The sequence below is a fragment of the Pseudomonas sp. CROZ-RG-20F-R04-15 genome (assembly GCF_022662375.1).
Classification (GTDB): domain Bacteria; phylum Pseudomonadota; class Gammaproteobacteria; order Pseudomonadales; family Pseudomonadaceae; genus Aquipseudomonas.
Genome location: NZ_JAKNQL010000001.1, coordinates 91,679 through 108,592 on the forward strand (window position 1 = coordinate 91,679; position 16,914 = coordinate 108,592).

Here is a 16,914-nt window from a genome sequence, read left to right on the forward strand (position 1 = left end):
AATGATCTCGGGTGAATCAGCAGGCGAATGCCTCAGTAGTGAATACGAGACGAGCGTTATTGCGTCTATCTCACCGAGACTAGGTTAAGTCCATTGGCGCTTTGAACGGCTGAAACCGACAAGCTCCCGGTTGCCGCTTGCTGGATGTGTTCACTCCACCAAGCCATCATCGGGCGTCTTCGCTCTATGTAGTCCGCCCGGTTGTAGGCGCTACGGACTTCGTCTTTGTCCACATGCGCAAGCGCGACCTCGATCAGCTCCGCATCCCACCCGTGTTCATTCAAGATTGTGCTCGCCATGGAACGCATTCCGTGGCTTACAAGTCGCCCCTCAAACCCCATCCGCTTCAGCGCCATGTTGGCGGTCTGGCTGTTGCAATGAGTGCGAGGATTGCGGTCGGCTGGAAACACGTACTCCCTGTGTCCGCTGTAGGGCTTGATCGCTTCCAGAAGCGCCAAAGCGTGCTGCGTGAGCGGGATGATGTGTGTGCGGCGTTTCTTCATGCGCTCCGCTGGGATCGTCCAGATCTTCTTACTGAAGTCGATATCAGCCCATCGGGTGGTCGCAGCTTCTGCGGGCCGAGTCATCGTGTGGAGCTGCCATTCGATGAGGCATCGGGTGGTTCTTTTGATGCTGGCGTTGGCAATTGCCACCATGAGTTCATTGAGCTCATCGGGGGGCAATGCCGCCATGTTTTTCTTCTTTGGTTTTTTAAAGACCGATCGAATTCCGCTCAGGGGGTTGGCATGAATGAGTCCGTAGTTCACCCCGTAAGTCATGATTTCGTTGAGACGTTGGGTCAGGCGCTTGACCGTTTCCAAGCTGCCTTTGGTTTCAAGTGGCCTAAGCAACTTGATGACCTGAGGCGCGCTGATTTCAGAAATCGGGGTCGCGTGTAGATCCGGGAAGATGTGCAGCGTGAGCGAGCGCCAAATGTCTTCAGCGTAGGCGGTTGTCACGGAGTCTTTTTTGAGTTCAAACCACGCTGTCGCGACGTTTTGAAAGGTGTGCTCTGTCGCGGCTTTTTTCGCCTGGCGATCTGCATCGCGTTGCTCTTTCGGGTCCAGTCCTTGGGCAACCAGCTCCCTGGCTTCAACCGTACGTTTTCGCGCATGAGCCAGGCTGAGTTCCGGGAATGTTCCCAGTCCCATGTTGATCCGCTTCTTGGTCACGGGATGGATGTAGTTGAAATTCCAAAGCCTCGAACCGTTGGTTCGGACTCGTAACTGAAGGCCGTCGCCGTCGGTCAATGTGTAGTCTTTGTCCTTGGGCTTGGCGGCTTTGATTTTTAGGTCTGAAAGGCGTGTGGCTCGGGCTCCCATGGGTACTCCAACGCTGTTTGTGTATTCCAAAATTTACCAGTCACGGGCTTGGAATACGCCTTGGAATACATTTCAAAATGGATCTGCCTGAAGCGCTGTGGAGCTCAATAGCCCTGAAACCCCCGTATTTACTGGATTTCAGGCACAAAAAAAGACGTCCGTGGACGTCTTTAGATGATGAAATGGTGGAGCCGGGGGGATTTGAACCCCCGTCCGCCAGTACTCCGCTGTCGGTACTACATGCGTAGCCGTTTCTATTAAGTTAACCCTCAGCGACCCGAAGGGCAGGGTGCTTTGGGCGAGTTGTGTAAGTTTTAGCCGCTTCGTCCACAACGTACTGCACGGCGATTCTGTTCTATATGACAATCATTTTGGGTTTACAGACATCCCCTGATGATTGCTGGACCCGAAGGTACCAGGAGCATTGTCAGCTGCAATTAAGCAGCGAGAGCAACACCGTATTGGTCGTCATTGGCAACTATAAGTAGTTGCAACAGTGGATTTACGACTTCTGTTACCAAGTCGGCATGCACCTAAAGTTTCGCAACCGGCGTCGAATCCTAAACGGCCCCGAACTCATTGCTCAGTACATCTGTTTGAGCAACAAGCCTGCGCAGTGTACGCCAATCAGCCCACAAGGCCAACCCGAAGGTTGGCCGGGACGCTGATCAGTTGTTGGTACCGGTGGATTTGCGCAGCTCCACGATGGTTTGCGAGGTTTCCGCAATGCAATCGTCAATTTTGCCTTGAGCCTTGAGCGCCTTGGCCTTGGCCACACTGGTTTCAGCGCGCTGACTCAGTTCCGGATTCGCTGACAGTTGCCCCTTGCCATTCTCAATGGTCTGAATATTGGCATCACACAGGTCGGCAGGCTTGCCGTCAGCAAACGAAGTGGACGCCATCATCGATGCAGTAACGAACAGACCTAACAGTACAGAACGTTTCATGTGTATCTCCTTGAACCGAGTGGGTCCAGACTTCGCTGGCCGTCAGGACGGGCAACCGTATGGAAGAAAAACCCCGATCAGTCGGGGTTATTCTGTGGACTACAGTCGACCTCAAGGGTTCTATTTTTCTTCAGCAGGCCTTCGCCCGGGTCACGCGATCCACCAGATAGACCAGCCCGTGGTAGTCGATTCCGCCATGTTGCGTCAGGCCGATTTCACAGGTGCGGCTGGTGGAAATCCCCTCGCTGCAATGCTGCACCGCATCCTTGAGCGTGCGCAGCGAGTGACTGTTCAGCTCCGGCGTGGTGAAGCCTTTGTCGCCGGCAAACCCGCAGCAATGAATGCCTTCCGGGATCACCACGTTATTGCTGCACTTACGCGCCAGATCGATCAACGCCTGGCTTTCGCCCAGATGTTGCGTGCTGCAGGTCACGTGTACGGCAATCGGTGCGTCTTGCGGGGAGAACTCGAGTCGATCGAGAAGATGCGTACGGATGAAGCGCACCGGGTCGTACAGATCCAGACGAACATCTCCCTCGTCCTGCACCAGTCGCAACGTGCACGGACTGGTGTCGCAATAGATCGGATCGAGCCCGCCGCGACTCGCATGCAGCAGTGCGCTGAGCAACTCCTGGCGTTTGTGCTCGGCCTGTTCGGCGTAGCCTTTTGAGGCGAAGGGCTGGCCGCAGCAGAGGTTGTCCTGATTGTCCGGGAATACCACTTGGTAACCGGCCTTCTCCAGCAAGCCACGGGTTTTGTCGTAGAGCGGCATTTGCTCTTTATCACCCGCCGCCGGACCCATGACTCGCGATACGCACGCGGCCAGATAGACCACACGCGGACGTTCGTCCGAGACGCTGGGGCTGAAGCGAATCGCTTTTTCCGGTTGCGGCATCGCATTCGTCCACAGCGGTACTTGGCCCTTGGACAGGCGCGTAATGGTTGCCGAAAGTTTCGCCAGACGCGGTGCGCCAAGCATCATCCGCGCACCGTTGGCCACGTGCAGGGTGAAGCGTGCGCCTTGCAGGGTCTTGGCGAAATTTCCTTCGATCCAGTCAGCGGTTTTCTGATGCGTTGCGTGTCGGCCACGGAGTTTTTTCACCAGCTCACCGGTATTGATGCCTACAGGGCAACGCTGCGCGCACAGACCGGTGGCGGCGCAGGTGTCGATGCCTTGGTACTCGTAGGCTTCTTCCAGTTCGCGGGTATCGACTCCGGCACGTTTTTTCGCCTGAATATCGCGCCAGATCACGATGCGCTGGCGCGGGCTCAGGGTCAGGCCTTTCGACGGACAAACAGGCTCGCAGAAACCGCACTCGATGCACTTATCGACAATCTCGTCGGCTGCCGGCAGCGGTTTCAGGTGTTTGAGGTGGATCTGCGGATCTTCGCTGAGCACCACGTCCGGGTTGAGAATCCCGTTAGGGTCGAGCAGACGTTTGAGCTGCCACATCAACTGATAGGCGTCGCTGCCCCATTCCAGTTCCACGAATGGCGCCATGTTGCGGCCGGTGCCGTGTTCGGCTTTCAGCGAGCCACCGAATTCCACCGCGACCAGTTGCGCGACGTCGTCCATGAACGCTTGATAGCGTGCGACTTCTTCCGGGTTGTTGAAGCCTTGGGTGAAGACGAAGTGCAGATTGCCTTCCAGCGCGTGTCCGAAAAGGATCGCTTCGTCGTAGGCATGTTTGTCGAACAGCTCGATCAAACGATTGACGCCGATGGCCAGTTGTTCGACCGGGAAGGTCACGTCTTCGATGATCACCGTGGTGCCGGTTTTACGCACGGCGCCGACAGCGGGGAAGGTGTCCTTGCGGATCGCCCAGAGCTTGGCGTTCTCGGCAGGGTCTTCGGTGAAGTCGACCTGCTTCTCCACCGGGAAACCGCTGAGCGACGCCATGATCTGCGCCAGTTGTTCCTGCAGCAAAGTGGAAGAGGCGGCGCGGGATTCGATCAGCAGCGCGCAGGCATTGTTCGACAGCTGTTGTACGAAAGCGGGCATGCCCGGTTTGTCTTGCACCGAGCGCAGGCTGCGCCGATCCAGCAGTTCTACGGCTGACACCGGTTGGCTTTTCAACACGGTGACGGCGTTGCAGCAGGTTTCTACATCCGGGAATACGATCAGCGCCGAAGCCTTGTTCGGGTGATCGATCACCGTGTCGTAAGTCACCGCGCTGATGAAACCGAGGGTGCCTTCGGAACCGACCAGCAGGTGGCTCAAGATATCCACAGGCTCATCGAAATCCACCAAGGCATTCAGCGACAGGCCGGTGGTATTTTTCAGACGGTATTTGTGGCGGATTCGCGCAGCCAGTTCGGCGTTGGCGCGGGTCTCGCGACCTAAAGTCGCCAAGCGCTCAAGCAGATCGTCGTGGCTGGCGCGGAATGCCGCGACACTGGCAGCGTCTTCGGTATCCAGACGTGTGCCATCGGCCAGCACCAGGCGAATCCCGGCCAGCGTGTGGTAGGTGTTTTGCGCGGTGCCGCAGCACATGCCGCTGGCGTTGTTGGCGACGATCCCGCCGATCTTGCAGGCATTGATCGACGCCGGATCCGGGCCGATCTTGCGCCCGAACGGTGCCAGCCAAGCGTTGGCTTGTGCGCCAATCACTCCCGGTTGCAGGCGAATCTGCATGCCTTGGTCGCGAATCTCGCGCGCGTTCCAGTTATCCCCAAGCACGATCAAAACCGAATCGCTGATCGCCTGACCGGAGAGGCTGGTGCCCGCCGCACGGAAGGTCACCGGGACATGGTCGCGCTGAGCCAGTTTCAGCAGTGCCACCACTTCGTCTTCGGACTCGACGCGAATCACTAGTTGCGGAATCAGCCGATAAAAACTTGCATCAGTGCCGAAGGCCAGCGTCGATAACGGATCATCAAAGCGCCGTTCGGCCGGAATCAGTTGCTGCGCATCACGCAGGAAGTTCGCTGGAAGCGTCATTGGTCCTCCAGGATCAGAACCACGAGATCTTTCGGGCCGTGGGCGCCGTAAGCCAGCACTTGCTCGATGTCGGCGGTTTTCGATGGGCCGGAAACCAGTAGAGCATTGGTCGGCATGCCTTGCGCCCATTCGAATTCCTGTTGCACCTGATAGAAGTTGTCGCGGATTTCGCTGGCCTTGAGCAGGGCGAAATGCACTGGCGGCACAAGGCTCATCAACCGTGGTTCTTCGCGGGTTGGCCACATGATGAGGCTGCCGGTGGCGGCGATCGCGCCGAGGGTGCCGGTGAGGCTGGCCGGGGTGTCGTTGAACAGTTCGGCTTTCCACTCTTCCATCGGCCGGTCGTAGGATTTCAGTGTCGGCAGCTCGGGATTGTTCGCCCAGTACTGAACGATTTTCTGCCCGTGCGCTGTCGTCGGTGCGATCAACAGGCTAGGCAACTGGCGATCACGCAGCAATTGCGCAAGTAACGCCGGCCATTCTTCGCCCGAGGTCAGGTGAATTTCGGTGTGCACTGCTTCCATCAGTTTGCGCAGTTGCGGGATGCATTGTTCGGCGCTGTAGGTATAAGGCTGCGTCACCAGATCGACGTCGAAGTCGTCGGCAATCGGTGTGGTTCCCGTCAGACTTTTCCGCAGTTTGCCGAGGATGTTTTGCTTGGCGCTCATCAGCGGTCCCCCTGTTTGGCCAGATGCTCGCGGGCCATGTCGTGCAGTGAGCGAGCGGCGGGTTTCGGCGCGCTGTGGTTTTGCGTCCACGGGCCGACGTTGCTTGGCGTCAGGGCGCGCAGGCGCGTGGCGAAGAAACCGAACAGTCGATACAAGGTTGGCGAGCTGTTGAGTTTCGCCCAAGCGTTCCAGATAAAACGTTCCTTGCGCGAATACTTGCTGCCCTGACCGCGCATCACTTGATGTGGGCTGTCCGGGGCTTTGACGTTTTCTTCGCGCAGGCGCCGCAGGATTGCCGGGATCGGAATTTTTACCGGGCAGACTTCACCGCAGGCACCGCACAGCGACGAAGCGCTTGGGTGATCCGGAACCTTGGCCAGACCGACCATGTGCGGCGTGATGATTTTGCCGATCGGCCCCGGATACACCTCGCCATAGGTGTGACCGCCGACGCGGGTGTATACCGGGCAATGATTCATGCAGGCGCCGCAGCGGATGCAGTTCAGGGTCTGGCGCAATTCACTGTCGGCGAAAGCCTGGCTGCGACCGTTGTCGAGCAGTACCAGATGCACTTCCTGTGGGCCGTCGAGTTCATGCTCCTTGCGCGGGCCGGAGATCATGTTGACGTAAGTGGTGATCGGAATGCCCAGCGCCGATCGGGTCAGCAGTGACAGCAGCGGTACCACATCACGCAGGTTTTCCACGACTTTTTCGATACCGGTGACAGCGATGTGCACCGGTGGCACGGTGGTGGTCATGCGCCCGTTGCCTTCGTTTTCCACCAGCAGCAGGGTGCCGGTTTCGGCCACGGCGAAGTTGACACCGGAGACGCCGATGTCCGCTTCGAAGAATTTCTGCCGCAGGACTCTGCGACCGATCTGAATGAGTTGGTCAACGTCCTTGGTGTATTCCACGCCAAGTTTGTCGTGGAACAAGGACGCGACCTGACCGGCATTCTTGTGGATCGCCGGCATAATGATGTGTGAAGGCTTCTCGTGGTCGAGCTGGACGATGTATTCCCCCATATCGGACTCCAGACATTCAATGTCCCGAGCCTCGAGGAAATGGTTCATCTCCATCTCTTCGCTGACCATCGATTTGCCCTTGATCACTTGCCGCGCCTCGTGAGCGCGGATGATCGATAAGACGATGCCATTGGCCTCGTCCACCGTTTCCGCCCAGTGCACTGTCACACCGTTGCGGGTCAGGTTCTGTTCCAGTTGCTCGAGCAGGTCGGGCAACTTGGACAGCGCGCGGGCCTTGATCGAATTGCCCAGTGCGCGCAAATGTTCTCTTTCGTGGGCATCACTGAACGCGGCTGCCCGCTTGACCATCAGTGAGTCCATGGCAGTGCGGAAGTTGTTCCGCAGTTGCTGATCACCCAAGGCGTTGTGCGCCCGGGTGCGGAAATCTTCTTCTACGGCGACCGTAGGAATAATCGCGGAAGTGCTCATTGCGCACCCCCGGTTCGTTGCCACAGAAAGCTGGCGAGATGTTGCCCGCGCAGCGCTTCTTTTTGTTTCTCCAATGCGCCGTTGATGTTCATCAAACAGCCACAGTCGGCGCTCAAGACCTGATGCGCGCCGGAATCCTTCAACGCTTTGGTCTTGTCAGCCACCATCGCGCCGGAAATGTCTGGCATACGGACGCTGAATGTTCCGCCGAAGCCACAGCATTCGCTTTCATGGTCATGATTGACCCGTTCCACGTTGCTCAACTGCGCCAACAACTCGCGGCCGTGCAGGTGGGTGTTCATTTCGCGGCGTGCCGAACAGGAAGTGTGCAGCGCGACTTTGACCGGTTCGCCGCTGTCCTTGAGCTGCACCTTGCAGACAAACAGCAGAAACTCGGCCAGTTCATAGGTGCGGGCCGCGAGGGCCTGAACCTGTTTCAGCGTTTGCGGCTCGTCCTTGAACAAGTCGGCGTAATGCTCACGCAGCATGCCCGCGCAGGATCCCGACGGCACCACCACCGGATAGTCCCCGGCAAACAGCGCCAGTTGCGAGCGCGCTACCGTCCGCGCCTGCTCGGTGTAACCCGAGGTGTAGGCCGGTTGCCCGCAGCAACTTTGCCCTTGCGGATACTCGACCCGGATCCCTTCGCGCTCCAGCAAGTGGATCGCGTCCATCCCGGCTTCGGGGTAGAACAGGTCGACCACGCACGTGCCGAACAGATAGACCCGCGCCGGTTTCTCGCTGGGGTATTGCCGAGGTTCGGGCAGTGGCGGTGCCACACGGGTCGCGTTCGGCACAGCGTTGTAAAAAAGCTCGCTCATCAGGCGTGTCTCCGGGTGGGCCCGGTTATCCGTCTGTTGCGGCTGCTGAATATAGAGAGCATTGCTTTCAGCAGCCTTACAGACCGGGTTGTGAATTGCTGACGCCGAAATCACGGATCGGCGTCGGTTATTTCTGTTTCGCGTGTAGGTTTAGTGGACCAGCATGCCGGTGAACCAGTAGGCCTGAGCCAGAGTGATCAGACCGACAATCGTTGCAAAGAATAGGCTGTGCTTGAGGGTGAAGCGGAACAGATCTGATTCCTTGCCCACCAGACCGGTCGCGGCGCAGGCCACGGCGATCGATTGTGGCGAGATCATTTTGCCGGTCACGCCGCCGCTGGTGTTCGCTGCGACCAGCAGGGTGTCGTTGACGCCGATCTGGTGTGCGGTGGTCGCCTGCAACGAACTGAACAGCGCGTTGGAGGAGGTATCGGAGCCGGTGAGGAACACGCCGAGCCAGCCGAGGAAGGGCGAGAAGAACGGGAATGCCGCGCCAGTTGCTGCCAGTACCAGAGCCATCGTCGAAGACATGCCGGAATAGTTGGTGACGAAGGCAAACGCCAGCACCATGCCGATCGACAGGATCGGCCAGCGCAGTTCGTAGAAGGTCTCTTTCAAAGTGGTCAGACCAGTTTTGTAGTTGATCTTCAGCACCAGCATCGAGATCAGCGCGGAGAAGAAAATTGCCGTGCCGGTCGCGGAAATCGGGTCAAGTTTGAGCACTGCGGGGATGGCAGTCGGCGTGGCCACGATTGGTGCGGTTTTGATCACCAACTGATCAAGGTGCGGAATCGCGAAGTTGAATACCCAGTTGTACATCGAGCCGCCAGCGGCGAACATCGCTTTGAAAGGCTTTAGGGTCCAGATGGTCACCAGTACGGTGAGGATCAGGAACGGCGACCACGCTTTGAAAATTTCCCCGAGGCTGTAAGGCGAAGCCACCGTGGTGCGTTTCTGACCGAAACCGCCGACGCTGGCGGTAATTGCTGCGCTGGAAGTGGCGCCCGCGATTTGCGCGCCGGCGGTGCGCTTCGGCTGCCAGACTTTCAGGAACAGGGTCAGGGAAATCAGGCTGGCCAAGGCCGAGGTGATGTCCGGCAACTCTGGACCGATGAAGTTCGAGGTGAAGTATTGAGTGACGGCGAAGCTCAGGCCCGCGACCAATGCAGCCGGCCAGGTTTCACGCACGCCGCGCAGGCCGTCCATCATGAACACCAGCCAGAACGGCACGAACAGCGACAGCAGTGGCAGTTGGCGACCGGTCATGGCGCCGATCTTGAACGCGTCGATGCCGGTGACTTGGCCGGCCACAATGATCGGAATCCCCAGGGCACCGAACGCAACCGGTGCGGTGTTGGCGATCAGGCACAGGCCGGCGGCGTACAGCGGGTTGAAGCCTAGGCCTACGAGAAGTGCGGCAGTAATCGCCACGGGCGCGCCGAAACCGGCGGCACCTTCCAGGAAGGCACCGAAGCAGAAACCGATCAGCAGCACTTGCAGGCGCTGGTCGTCAGTAATCGATAACACCGAACTGCGAATGACCTCGAACTGACCACTTTTGACCGTCAGTTTGTAGAGGAACACCGCCGCGACAATGATCCAGGCAATCGGCCACAGACCGTAGGCGAAGCCATAACCGGCGGCGGCGAAGGCCATGTCGACCGGCATCTGGAACGCGAATATTGCTACGGCAATCGACAGGGCGAGGGTGATACTCCCGGCCACATGGCCTTTGAGGCGGAACACCGCCAATGCGAGGAAAAAGAACACGATGGGGATGACGGCCGCGAGTGCGGACACGCCGAGACTGCCGAGCGGGCTGTAGAGCTGTTGCCAGGTTTGCATATGGGGTGGCCCCTAATTGTTGTTGGTCAGGCACTGTCAGCGTTCTTGGATAATTGGTAAGACCAATTTACAATCGCTGTTGGCTAGGGTAAAAGCCTTGATGTCGGTGTGTCAATTTGTCGCCCTGAAACTTTTGTCGAACAAGCAGCGCAGATCGCATCTGATCCGGTTTCGGCAAGTGGCGTCTGGTAGGTGTCGGCAAGGCGCCGATAGGCCAGAATAGAGAGCCCGGCGAGCGGTCGGGATCGTGGAGAAATGAGTTATGGGGTTTGATCAGATTCGGCAGCGCCGTTTGTCTGACGATATTGTCGAGCGACTTGAGGGGATGATCCTCGAGGGCACGCTGAAGTCCGGTGAGCGGCTGCCGGCGGAGCGCACGCTGGCCGAACAATTTGGCGTATCACGGCCGTCATTGCGTGAGGCGATTCAGAAGCTGGCGGCGAAAGGTCTGCTGGTCAGTCGCCAGGGCGGCGGCAATTATGTGGTCGAGAGCCTGGGCTCAACGTTCAGTGATCCGCTTCTGCAGTTGCTCGAAAGCAATCCCGAGGCGCAGCGCGATCTACTGGAATTTCGCCACACTCTGGAGGCATCGTGTGCCTATTACGCTGCGTTGCGCGCGACCGATGTTGATCGCGAGCGGCTGACGGCGGCGTTCGAAGAGTTGCAGGATTGTTATTCACGCCATGACGAAGTGAGTCGGGCGGAGGAGGGCGCGGCGGATGCGAAATTTCATCTGGCGATTGCCGAGGCCAGTCATAACGCAGTGTTGCTGCACACCATTCGCGGGCTGTTCGATCTGCTCAAGCGCAACGTGGTGACCAACATCGGCGGCATGTACAAGCAGCGCACGGAAACCCGCGACATGCTGATCACTCAGCATCGGGAATTGTATCTGGCGATTATAGAAGGTCGCGCGGAGCAGGCGCGTGAGGTTTCCAGCCGACATATCTTGTATGTGCAGGAAGTGCTGGAAGAGGTGCGGCAGGAGGTTCAGCGCATGGCACGGGCGGAGCGACGCAAGGGCATGTGATCAGTTATTTTTGTGTTGATGATGGAATAGCTTTCGCGAGCAGGCTCGCTCCCACATTTGAGTTGCATTCCAAATGTGGGAGCGAGCCTGCTCGCGAATACGCTTTAAAGGCAGAAGAAGTTAGTCTTCCTTGCCCTTGTTGCGCACCGCACGCTGCAGTTCACGACCGGCATCGCGTTCGCGCTCGGTGTCACGCTTGTCGTATTCCTTCTTGCCCTTGCCCAGAGCAATCTCGCACTTGACCATGTGCTTGCTCCAGTACCAGGACAGGCAGACGCAGGCGTAACCCTTTTGCTGCACCATCGCTGCAAGCTTTTCCAGCTCGCGGCGGTTGAGCAGCAATTTGCGTGTGCGCACCGGGTCAGCGATGACGTGGGTGCTTGCGGTCATCAGAGGCGTGATGTGGCTGCCGAGCAACCATGCTTCGCCATCCTTGAGCAGGACATAGCTGTCGACCAGCTGTAGCTTGCTTGCCCGCAGACTTTTTACTTCCCAGCCGGCCAGGACCAGACCAGCCTCGAACTTGTGCTCGATGAAGTAATCGTGTCGCGCCTTTTTGTTCTGCGCGATGGTCCCTGTAGGGTGTTTCTTCTGTTTAGCCATAGGGGCGGCATTATATGGAGATAAACGGCTGTCGGCTACGGTGATGCTGCGTGCTTGAGCAGGTTGAGTGAATCCCGGACAATGCGGCCTCTTTTTCTAACGCTTGGGCGTGATAAACGATGTCGACAGACAAGGTTTCTGTCCACGGCAGTTGGGCTAGCCGCTGGGTATTCATACTCGCCGCGACCGGTTCGGCCGTGGGACTGGGTAGTATCTGGAAGTTCCCCTACATGGTCGGGGTCTACGGCGGCGGTGCGTTTGTACTGATGTTTCTGGCGTGCATCGCGCTGATCGGCATCCCGGTCATGCTCGCGGAAACCCTGATCGGCCGGCGCGCCCGGCAAAGTCCGGCGAACGCCTTGAAGGTGCTGGCGCTGGAAGCCGGGCATTCGGGCAAATGGTCGTGGGGAGCGTTTGCCGGGATGATCACGGCATTGTTGATCCTGTCTTTCTATAGCGTGGTGGGCGGCTGGTCGCTGGACTACATCGTCGACATGGGGCGCGGTGACTTCCAGGGTGCCACGGCCGATCAGGTCGGCGCTTATTTCGGCAATGTCATCTCCAATCCATGGCGTCTGACACTTTGGCACACGCTTTTTATGCTGCTGTCGGCCTTCGTCATCGCCAAAGGTGTGGTTGCAGGGCTTGAGCGCAGCCTGCGCATCATGATGCCGCTGTTGTTCGTGATGATCCTGGTATTGCTGGGTTACAGCATGACCACCGGGCATTTCATGGAAGGCGTGCATTTCATGTTCGACTTCCACCCGGAAAAAGTCCTCGACGGCTTGTTGCCGGCGATGGGACATGCGTTCTTCTCGCTGAGCGTCGGTGTCGGCTCGATCATGATCTACGGCGCTTATATGCCGAAGAGCTCATCGTTGTCGGGAACCGTTGTCGGCGTGGCATTGCTCGATACCTTTGTTTCGCTGATCGCCGGTCTGGCTTTGTTCCCGATTGTATTTGCCGGCGGCCTGAACCCTAGCGAAGGGCCGGGGCTGATGTTCGTCAGTCTGCCATTTGCCTTTGGTAATGTGGCGTTCGGTCAGTTGATGGGCGTGGTGTTCTTTGTGCTGGTGGCTATTGCTGCCTGGAGTTCGGCGATCTCCCTTTTGGAACCGATGGTTGCCTATCTGGTTGAGCGCACCAAAGTCAGCCGCGCGTGGGTGACCTTCTGGCTTGCCTTCACTTGCTGGTTCGTCGGTCTGGGCACGGTGTTCTCCTTCAATATCTGGAAGGAAGCCAAATTTTTCGTGAACGAAGGCGGGATGTTCCACCTCTACCAATGGGGTGCGCAGAGCGGTCTGGACTTCTTCGGCGTGATCGATTTCTTCACCTCGCGGATCATGTTGCCGCTCGGCGGTCTGTGTTTCGTGTTGTTTGCCGGATGGGTGATGGGGCGTGAAGCGGTGCGCGACGAGTTGTCGATCCGCAACCCGGCACTGTTCGCCCTGTCTTTGTTCTTGATGCGCTACGTGGCGCCCATCGGCATTCTTGTAGTGTTTGCCGCTCAGCTCTGGAAGTAACGCTCACATGACGACACATATTCAACGATCGGCATTGCTGCCGTACCCGGCGCAATTTCTCTACGACCTGGTCAACGACGTGGCGCGCTACCCGGAATTTCTGCCGTGGTGCTCCTCGGCGGAAGTGCTGGAAAGCTCGCCGGAGCATATGCGCGCCAGTGTTGGCGTAGCCAAGGGCGGGCTCAGTCAGCATTTCGTGACGCGTAATACGCTGGTGCCGGGGCAGTCTATTGAAATGAACCTGGAAGAAGGCCCGTTCAATCAGTTGCACGGTGTGTGGGTGTTCAAGGTGTTGAACGAGAAGGCCTGCAAGATCAGCCTGGATCTGTCGTTCGACTATGCCGGGCCGCTGGTGCGTGCCACGTTGGGGCCGCTGTTCAATCAGGCAGCCAATACGCTGGTAGATGCGTTTTGCCAGCGCGCCAAGCAGATGCATGGTTGAGCCGGTGATTGAGATAGAGGTGGTGTACGCGGCCGTGGATCGTCAGGTTTTGCGCTCGGTGAGCGTAAATGCGGGCGTCACGGTGCGGGCGGCGGTGCTTGCATCGGGTATCGCTAGTGAGTTCCCTGAGCTGAATCTGGCGGAGTGTCCGTTGGGTATCTTCGGCAAAGTGGTGGCTGACCCGGATACGCGGGTGATTGAGGCGGGGGAGCGCATCGAGATTTATCGCCCATTGCTGGCCGATCCGAAAGAGGTACGACGCTTGCGGGCCGCCAAGGCTGCCGAGGCCAAAGCGCGAAACGCGTAAAAAGCCAAATCGCAGGCAATAAAAAACCCGGAATTTCCGGGTTTTTTATTGCGTCGCAAATTATTGCGGCGAGGTGTCCAGCGGCTCTGGTGTCGGAACCGGAACGGTTTCCACACCATCGACGTCCTTCTGGATCTGATCCAGCAAGGAACCTGGCTTGACCGGTTTTTCCGGTTTTGGCTTCTCGGCGTTTTCAGCAGGAGCGGTCACGGTCGTGCCACTGTCCTTGCCGAGAATGGCTTCGTCACGGCTTACGCCCGGCATAAAGTCACCGGACAGGCTGACAAGCTGGTCGTTTGAGTTGAAAATAACGCTGATGCGTTCCTGTTGGCGTTCACCGCCACCCGGTTGCAGGCTGTACAGATAATCCCAGCGATCGGCATGGAACGTGTCGACAAGCAGAGGGTTACCCATGATAAACCGTACTTGCGGCCGGGTCATTCCCGGGCGTAACTGGTCTATCATGTCCTGCGTGACGACATTGCCCTGCTGGATGTCGATTTTGTAAACCCCGGGGAATGAACAACCGGCGAGTGCGAGCAGTCCCACAAAGGTGAAACTGGTTAGCAAGAGCTTGGTGTTTTGCATCGGTGGGCGACTTCCACTATCTTGGCTGGGACAACGTAAACGCCGATCATACCCGCATTAAGAGAAGCTGCGAAGCAGCATCGCGAGAAAGCTGACCATGGTTGAAAATAGCGAACTACGCAAAGCCGGCCTCAAAGTGACCCTGCCACGGGTCAAGATCCTGCAAATGCTCGACTCTACCGAGCAGCGTCACATGAGTGCCGAGGACGTCTACAAGGCGTTGATGGAAGCTGGCGAAGACGTCGGTCTGGCCACGGTTTACCGTGTTCTGACCCAGTTCGAAGCAGCTGGCCTCGTGGTCCGTCACAACTTCGACGGTGGCCACGCGGTATTCGAACTGGCTGACGGTGGCCACCACGACCATATGGTCAACGTGGAAACCGGTGAAGTCGTCGAATTCGTCAGCATCGAAATTGAAAAGCTCCAGAAGGCAATTGCCGAGGAGCACGGTGTCGAGTTGGTGGATCACAACCTGGTGCTGTACGTCCGCAAGAAAAAGTAAGCATGTCGCGCGAATTTCACATTCGCGAAACGAACGAAGGCGACCCAAGGGTCGCCTTCGTGCTTCCTGTCGTGCTTAAACCTTGGCCGTCACAACCATTTTTTTCGCGTGGGCCAGGGATTCCTTGGTCAGATCGATGCCACCGAGCATCCGTGCCACTTCTTCTATACGGTCGTTCTTGCTCAGTTTGGAGACGGCGGTGTGCGTTGCCTGTTCGCCACGCACCTTGTGCACGAACAGATGCTGATGACCTTGCGCTGCCACCTGAGGCAGGTGCGTCACGGTCAGTACCTGGCCGCGATCGCCGAGACGGCGCAACAGTTGGCCGACAATTTCCGCCGTCGGGCCACCAATGCCCACGTCCACTTCGTCGAACACCAGCGTCGGAACACGGGATGTCTGTGCGGTGATGACCTGAATCGCCAGACTGATCCGTGACAGCTCACCACCGGAAGCGACTTTTGCCAGCGCCTTCAGCGGTTGCCCCGGGTTGGCGCTGACCAGCAATTCAACCTGCTCCAGCCCATTGGGCAGTAATTCGTCGCTGCTATTGGCCTTTAATTCAATGGTGAATCGACCTCCAGGCATGCCCAGACGCTGAATTTCCTGTTCAACCGCACTGGCGAGACTGCCGGCAGCCTGATGGCGCAAATCGCTCAGCTCCCGCGCCTTCTCTTGATAGTGGCGGGCGTAGGAAGCCAGCTCTTCGCCCAGGCGTTCGATAGATTCGTCGTTGGCGTTGAGTGTTTCGATCTCATCCAGCAACTTCTGCTGCATTTCCCCGACTTCGGTCGGCTGAATCCGGTGTTTGCGCGCCAGCGTGTAGATCGCGTCGAGCCGTTCTTCCAGATATTGCAGGCGCGCCGGATCGGCATCGAAGTTATCGAGGAAGCGATTGAGTTCACCGACGGCCTCTTCGACCTGGATCTGCGCGCTGGTCAGCAGGCTGCTGGCTTCGCCCAGTGCGCCGACGGAATTATTCACGCTCGACAGACGATTGAGGCTGGCGGTCAGTGCGTTCAGTACATTACCTGAATCACTTTCGCTGCATTGCTCGACCACTTGCCGGCAAATGCCCAGCAAGGTTTCGGCGTTGGTCAGGTTTTTGTGTTCCTGCTCCAGTTGCTCCAGCTCGTTATCACCCAGACCGAGGTTTTCCAGCTCTTCAAGCTGATAGCTCAGTAACTGATGGCGGGCGCGTTGTTCATCGCCGGAATTGGACAGACGCTCCAGTTCCTGGCGAGTCTGGCGCCAGCGCTGGGCGGCGAGCTGAACCTGGCGGGCCAGATCGGTGGCGCCGGCATACTCGTCCAGCAAGCGTCGATGGGTATCGGTTTTCAGCAGGGACTGGTGTTCATGCTGGCTGTGGATATCAATCAACAGCTCGCCCAGCGACTTGAGGTCACCGAGTGGGCAAGGGGTGCCATTGATGTAGCCGCGCGAACGACCTTCCGACGTGATCACTCGGCGCAGAATGCACGGGCCATCAGTCTCCAGATCGCGCTCGGCCAGCCAGACACTGGCTTCAGGGATGTCGGCCAGATCGAAAGTCGCGAGGATATCGGCTTTGTCGGCGCCGGGACGAACCACGCCGCTGTCGGCGCGATCGCCAAGAGTCAGGCCCAGCGCGTCGAGCATGATCGACTTGCCGGCGCCGGTTTCCCCTGTGATCACGCTCATCCCGCGATCGAGTTCGAGATCGAGATGTTCAACGATGGCGTAGTTGTGTACGGACAGGTGCACCAGCATAAAGGCCGCTCCCAGGCTTTAGGTCTGGTTATTTATACAGTGTTTTGTTTCGGGCTGACAATGCCCACCCTTAGCTCGATTCGCTTGAACCTAAAAGCTGCTTAGCGCATTCAGGAATGAGAATGTGGCACTTTTTTGTAGGGTTAATGGTTGAAAGCCCTTGAAGCCTGAT

Annotated in this window: 15 protein-coding genes and 1 other RNA gene; 5 read left to right on the forward strand and 11 right to left on the reverse strand. The window is 58.0% G+C overall.

Annotated elements, in window-relative coordinates; translation table 11 throughout:
* Window positions 1-65: 65 nt before the first annotated feature.
* From L8H52_RS00355 to L8H52_RS00390, 8 genes are all read right to left on the reverse strand, one after another.
* Window positions 66-1,322: an integrase domain-containing protein gene (locus L8H52_RS00355; protein ID WP_242205401.1), complete on the reverse strand. Its 1,257-nt coding sequence runs from the start codon at window positions 1,320-1,322 to the stop codon at window positions 66-68.
* A gap of 183 nt (window positions 1,323-1,505) precedes the next feature.
* Window positions 1,506-1,894, reverse strand: a transfer-messenger RNA (tmRNA) gene (gene ssrA / locus L8H52_RS00360).
* Between the two features lie 96 nt (window positions 1,895-1,990).
* Window positions 1,991-2,269 (reverse strand): hypothetical protein, encoded by a 279-nt coding sequence (locus L8H52_RS00365; protein WP_077571007.1) that lies wholly within the window; start codon window positions 2,267-2,269, stop codon window positions 1,991-1,993.
* A gap of 130 nt (window positions 2,270-2,399) precedes the next feature.
* A complete protein-coding gene (locus tag L8H52_RS00370) occupies window positions 2,400-5,210 on the reverse strand; it encodes an FAD-binding and (Fe-S)-binding domain-containing protein (protein WP_242205399.1) in 2,811 nt (936 codons plus the stop codon).
* Window positions 5,207-5,878: a lactate utilization protein gene (locus L8H52_RS00375; RefSeq protein ID WP_242205397.1), complete on the reverse strand. Its 672-nt coding sequence runs from the start codon at window positions 5,876-5,878 to the stop codon at window positions 5,207-5,209. Before L8H52_RS00375 ends, L8H52_RS00370 begins: the two co-directional genes overlap by 4 nt.
* Complete coding sequence (locus L8H52_RS00380; RefSeq protein ID WP_242205395.1) at window positions 5,878-7,332, reverse strand: LutB/LldF family L-lactate oxidation iron-sulfur protein; 1,455 nt, start codon at window positions 7,330-7,332, stop codon at window positions 5,878-5,880. Before L8H52_RS00380 ends, L8H52_RS00375 begins: the two co-directional genes overlap by 1 nt.
* Window positions 7,329-8,153 carry a (Fe-S)-binding protein gene (locus L8H52_RS00385; RefSeq protein WP_242205393.1) on the reverse strand — a complete coding sequence of 275 codons (825 nt, stop codon included), beginning with the start codon at window positions 8,151-8,153 and terminating at the stop codon, window positions 7,329-7,331. The genes L8H52_RS00380 and L8H52_RS00385 overlap by 4 nt, the downstream gene beginning before the upstream one ends.
* Window positions 8,154-8,303: 150 nt before the next feature.
* Window positions 8,304-9,998: a lactate permease LctP family transporter gene (locus tag L8H52_RS00390; protein WP_242205389.1), complete on the reverse strand. Its 1,695-nt coding sequence runs from the start codon at window positions 9,996-9,998 to the stop codon at window positions 8,304-8,306.
* Between the two features lie 262 nt (window positions 9,999-10,260).
* On the opposite strand from L8H52_RS00390, the gene L8H52_RS00395 reads away from it, so the two are divergent.
* Complete coding sequence (locus tag L8H52_RS00395; RefSeq protein ID WP_007915207.1) at window positions 10,261-11,028, forward strand: FCD domain-containing protein; 768 nt, start codon at window positions 10,261-10,263, stop codon at window positions 11,026-11,028.
* 120 nt (window positions 11,029-11,148) lie between these two features.
* Here L8H52_RS00395 and smpB read toward each other — a convergent pair whose 3' ends face one another.
* Window positions 11,149-11,631: an SsrA-binding protein SmpB gene (gene smpB, locus L8H52_RS00400; RefSeq protein ID WP_008088297.1), complete on the reverse strand. Its 483-nt coding sequence runs from the start codon at window positions 11,629-11,631 to the stop codon at window positions 11,149-11,151.
* A gap of 119 nt (window positions 11,632-11,750) precedes the next feature.
* Between smpB and L8H52_RS00405 the strand changes: the two genes are divergently transcribed.
* The 3 genes from L8H52_RS00405 to L8H52_RS00415 are packed head-to-tail and all read left to right on the forward strand — an operon-like array spanning window position 11,751 to window position 13,903.
* The gene (locus L8H52_RS00405; RefSeq protein ID WP_242205387.1) at window positions 11,751-13,154 is read left to right on the forward strand and encodes a sodium-dependent transporter; all 1,404 of its coding nucleotides are present in this window, start codon (window positions 11,751-11,753) and stop codon (window positions 13,152-13,154) included.
* A 7-nt stretch (window positions 13,155-13,161) separates the two neighbouring features.
* Complete coding sequence (locus L8H52_RS00410) at window positions 13,162-13,596, forward strand: type II toxin-antitoxin system RatA family toxin (RefSeq protein ID WP_016986510.1); 435 nt, start codon at window positions 13,162-13,164, stop codon at window positions 13,594-13,596.
* Window positions 13,589-13,903: an RnfH family protein gene (locus L8H52_RS00415; protein ID WP_242205385.1), complete on the forward strand. Its 315-nt coding sequence runs from the start codon at window positions 13,589-13,591 to the stop codon at window positions 13,901-13,903. Before L8H52_RS00410 ends, L8H52_RS00415 begins: the two co-directional genes overlap by 8 nt.
* A gap of 60 nt (window positions 13,904-13,963) precedes the next feature.
* On the opposite strand, the gene L8H52_RS00420 is transcribed toward L8H52_RS00415, so the two are convergent.
* Window positions 13,964-14,491 carry an outer membrane protein assembly factor BamE gene (locus tag L8H52_RS00420; RefSeq protein ID WP_038357476.1) on the reverse strand — a complete coding sequence of 176 codons (528 nt, stop codon included), beginning with the start codon at window positions 14,489-14,491 and terminating at the stop codon, window positions 13,964-13,966.
* Window positions 14,492-14,588: 97 nt separating this feature from the next.
* Between L8H52_RS00420 and fur the strand changes: the two genes are divergently transcribed.
* Window positions 14,589-14,993 (forward strand): ferric iron uptake transcriptional regulator, encoded by a 405-nt coding sequence (gene fur / locus L8H52_RS00425; RefSeq protein WP_064119476.1) that lies wholly within the window; start codon window positions 14,589-14,591, stop codon window positions 14,991-14,993.
* Window positions 14,994-15,068: 75 nt separating this feature from the next.
* On the opposite strand, the gene recN is transcribed toward fur, so the two are convergent.
* Window positions 15,069-16,742 carry a DNA repair protein RecN gene (gene recN / locus L8H52_RS00430; protein ID WP_242205382.1) on the reverse strand — a complete coding sequence of 558 codons (1,674 nt, stop codon included), beginning with the start codon at window positions 16,740-16,742 and terminating at the stop codon, window positions 15,069-15,071.
* Window positions 16,743-16,914 lie beyond the last annotated feature (172 nt).

Bases quoted from the DNA above. Each gene is read 5' to 3' on its own strand.
- L8H52_RS00405 (WP_242205387.1), top strand. From the start codon at position 11,751: ATGTCGACAGACAAGGTTTCTGTCCACGGCAGTTGGGCTAGCCGCTGG.
- L8H52_RS00410 (WP_016986510.1), top strand. From the start codon at position 13,162: ATGACGACACATATTCAACGATCGGCATTGCTGCCGTACCCGGCGCAA.
- recN (WP_242205382.1), bottom strand. From the start codon at position 16,742: ATGCTGGTGCACCTGTCCGTACACAACTACGCCATCGTTGAACATCTC.
- L8H52_RS00370 (WP_242205399.1), bottom strand. From the start codon at position 5,210: ATGACGCTTCCAGCGAACTTCCTGCGTGATGCGCAGCAACTGATTCCG.
- smpB (WP_008088297.1), bottom strand. From the start codon at position 11,631: ATGGCTAAACAGAAGAAACACCCTACAGGGACCATCGCGCAGAACAAA.
- L8H52_RS00420 (WP_038357476.1), bottom strand. From the start codon at position 14,491: ATGCAAAACACCAAGCTCTTGCTAACCAGTTTCACCTTTGTGGGACTG.
- L8H52_RS00375 (WP_242205397.1), bottom strand. From the start codon at position 5,878: ATGAGCGCCAAGCAAAACATCCTCGGCAAACTGCGGAAAAGTCTGACG.
- L8H52_RS00390 (WP_242205389.1), bottom strand. From the start codon at position 9,998: ATGCAAACCTGGCAACAGCTCTACAGCCCGCTCGGCAGTCTCGGCGTG.
- L8H52_RS00385 (WP_242205393.1), bottom strand. From the start codon at position 8,153: ATGAGCGAGCTTTTTTACAACGCTGTGCCGAACGCGACCCGTGTGGCA.
- L8H52_RS00355 (WP_242205401.1), bottom strand. From the start codon at position 1,322: ATGGGAGCCCGAGCCACACGCCTTTCAGACCTAAAAATCAAAGCCGCC.
- L8H52_RS00365 (WP_077571007.1), bottom strand. From the start codon at position 2,269: ATGAAACGTTCTGTACTGTTAGGTCTGTTCGTTACTGCATCGATGATG.
- fur (WP_064119476.1), top strand. From the start codon at position 14,589: ATGGTTGAAAATAGCGAACTACGCAAAGCCGGCCTCAAAGTGACCCTG.
- L8H52_RS00395 (WP_007915207.1), top strand. From the start codon at position 10,261: ATGGGGTTTGATCAGATTCGGCAGCGCCGTTTGTCTGACGATATTGTC.
- L8H52_RS00415 (WP_242205385.1), top strand. From the start codon at position 13,589: ATGGTTGAGCCGGTGATTGAGATAGAGGTGGTGTACGCGGCCGTGGAT.
- L8H52_RS00380 (WP_242205395.1), bottom strand. From the start codon at position 7,332: ATGAGCACTTCCGCGATTATTCCTACGGTCGCCGTAGAAGAAGATTTC.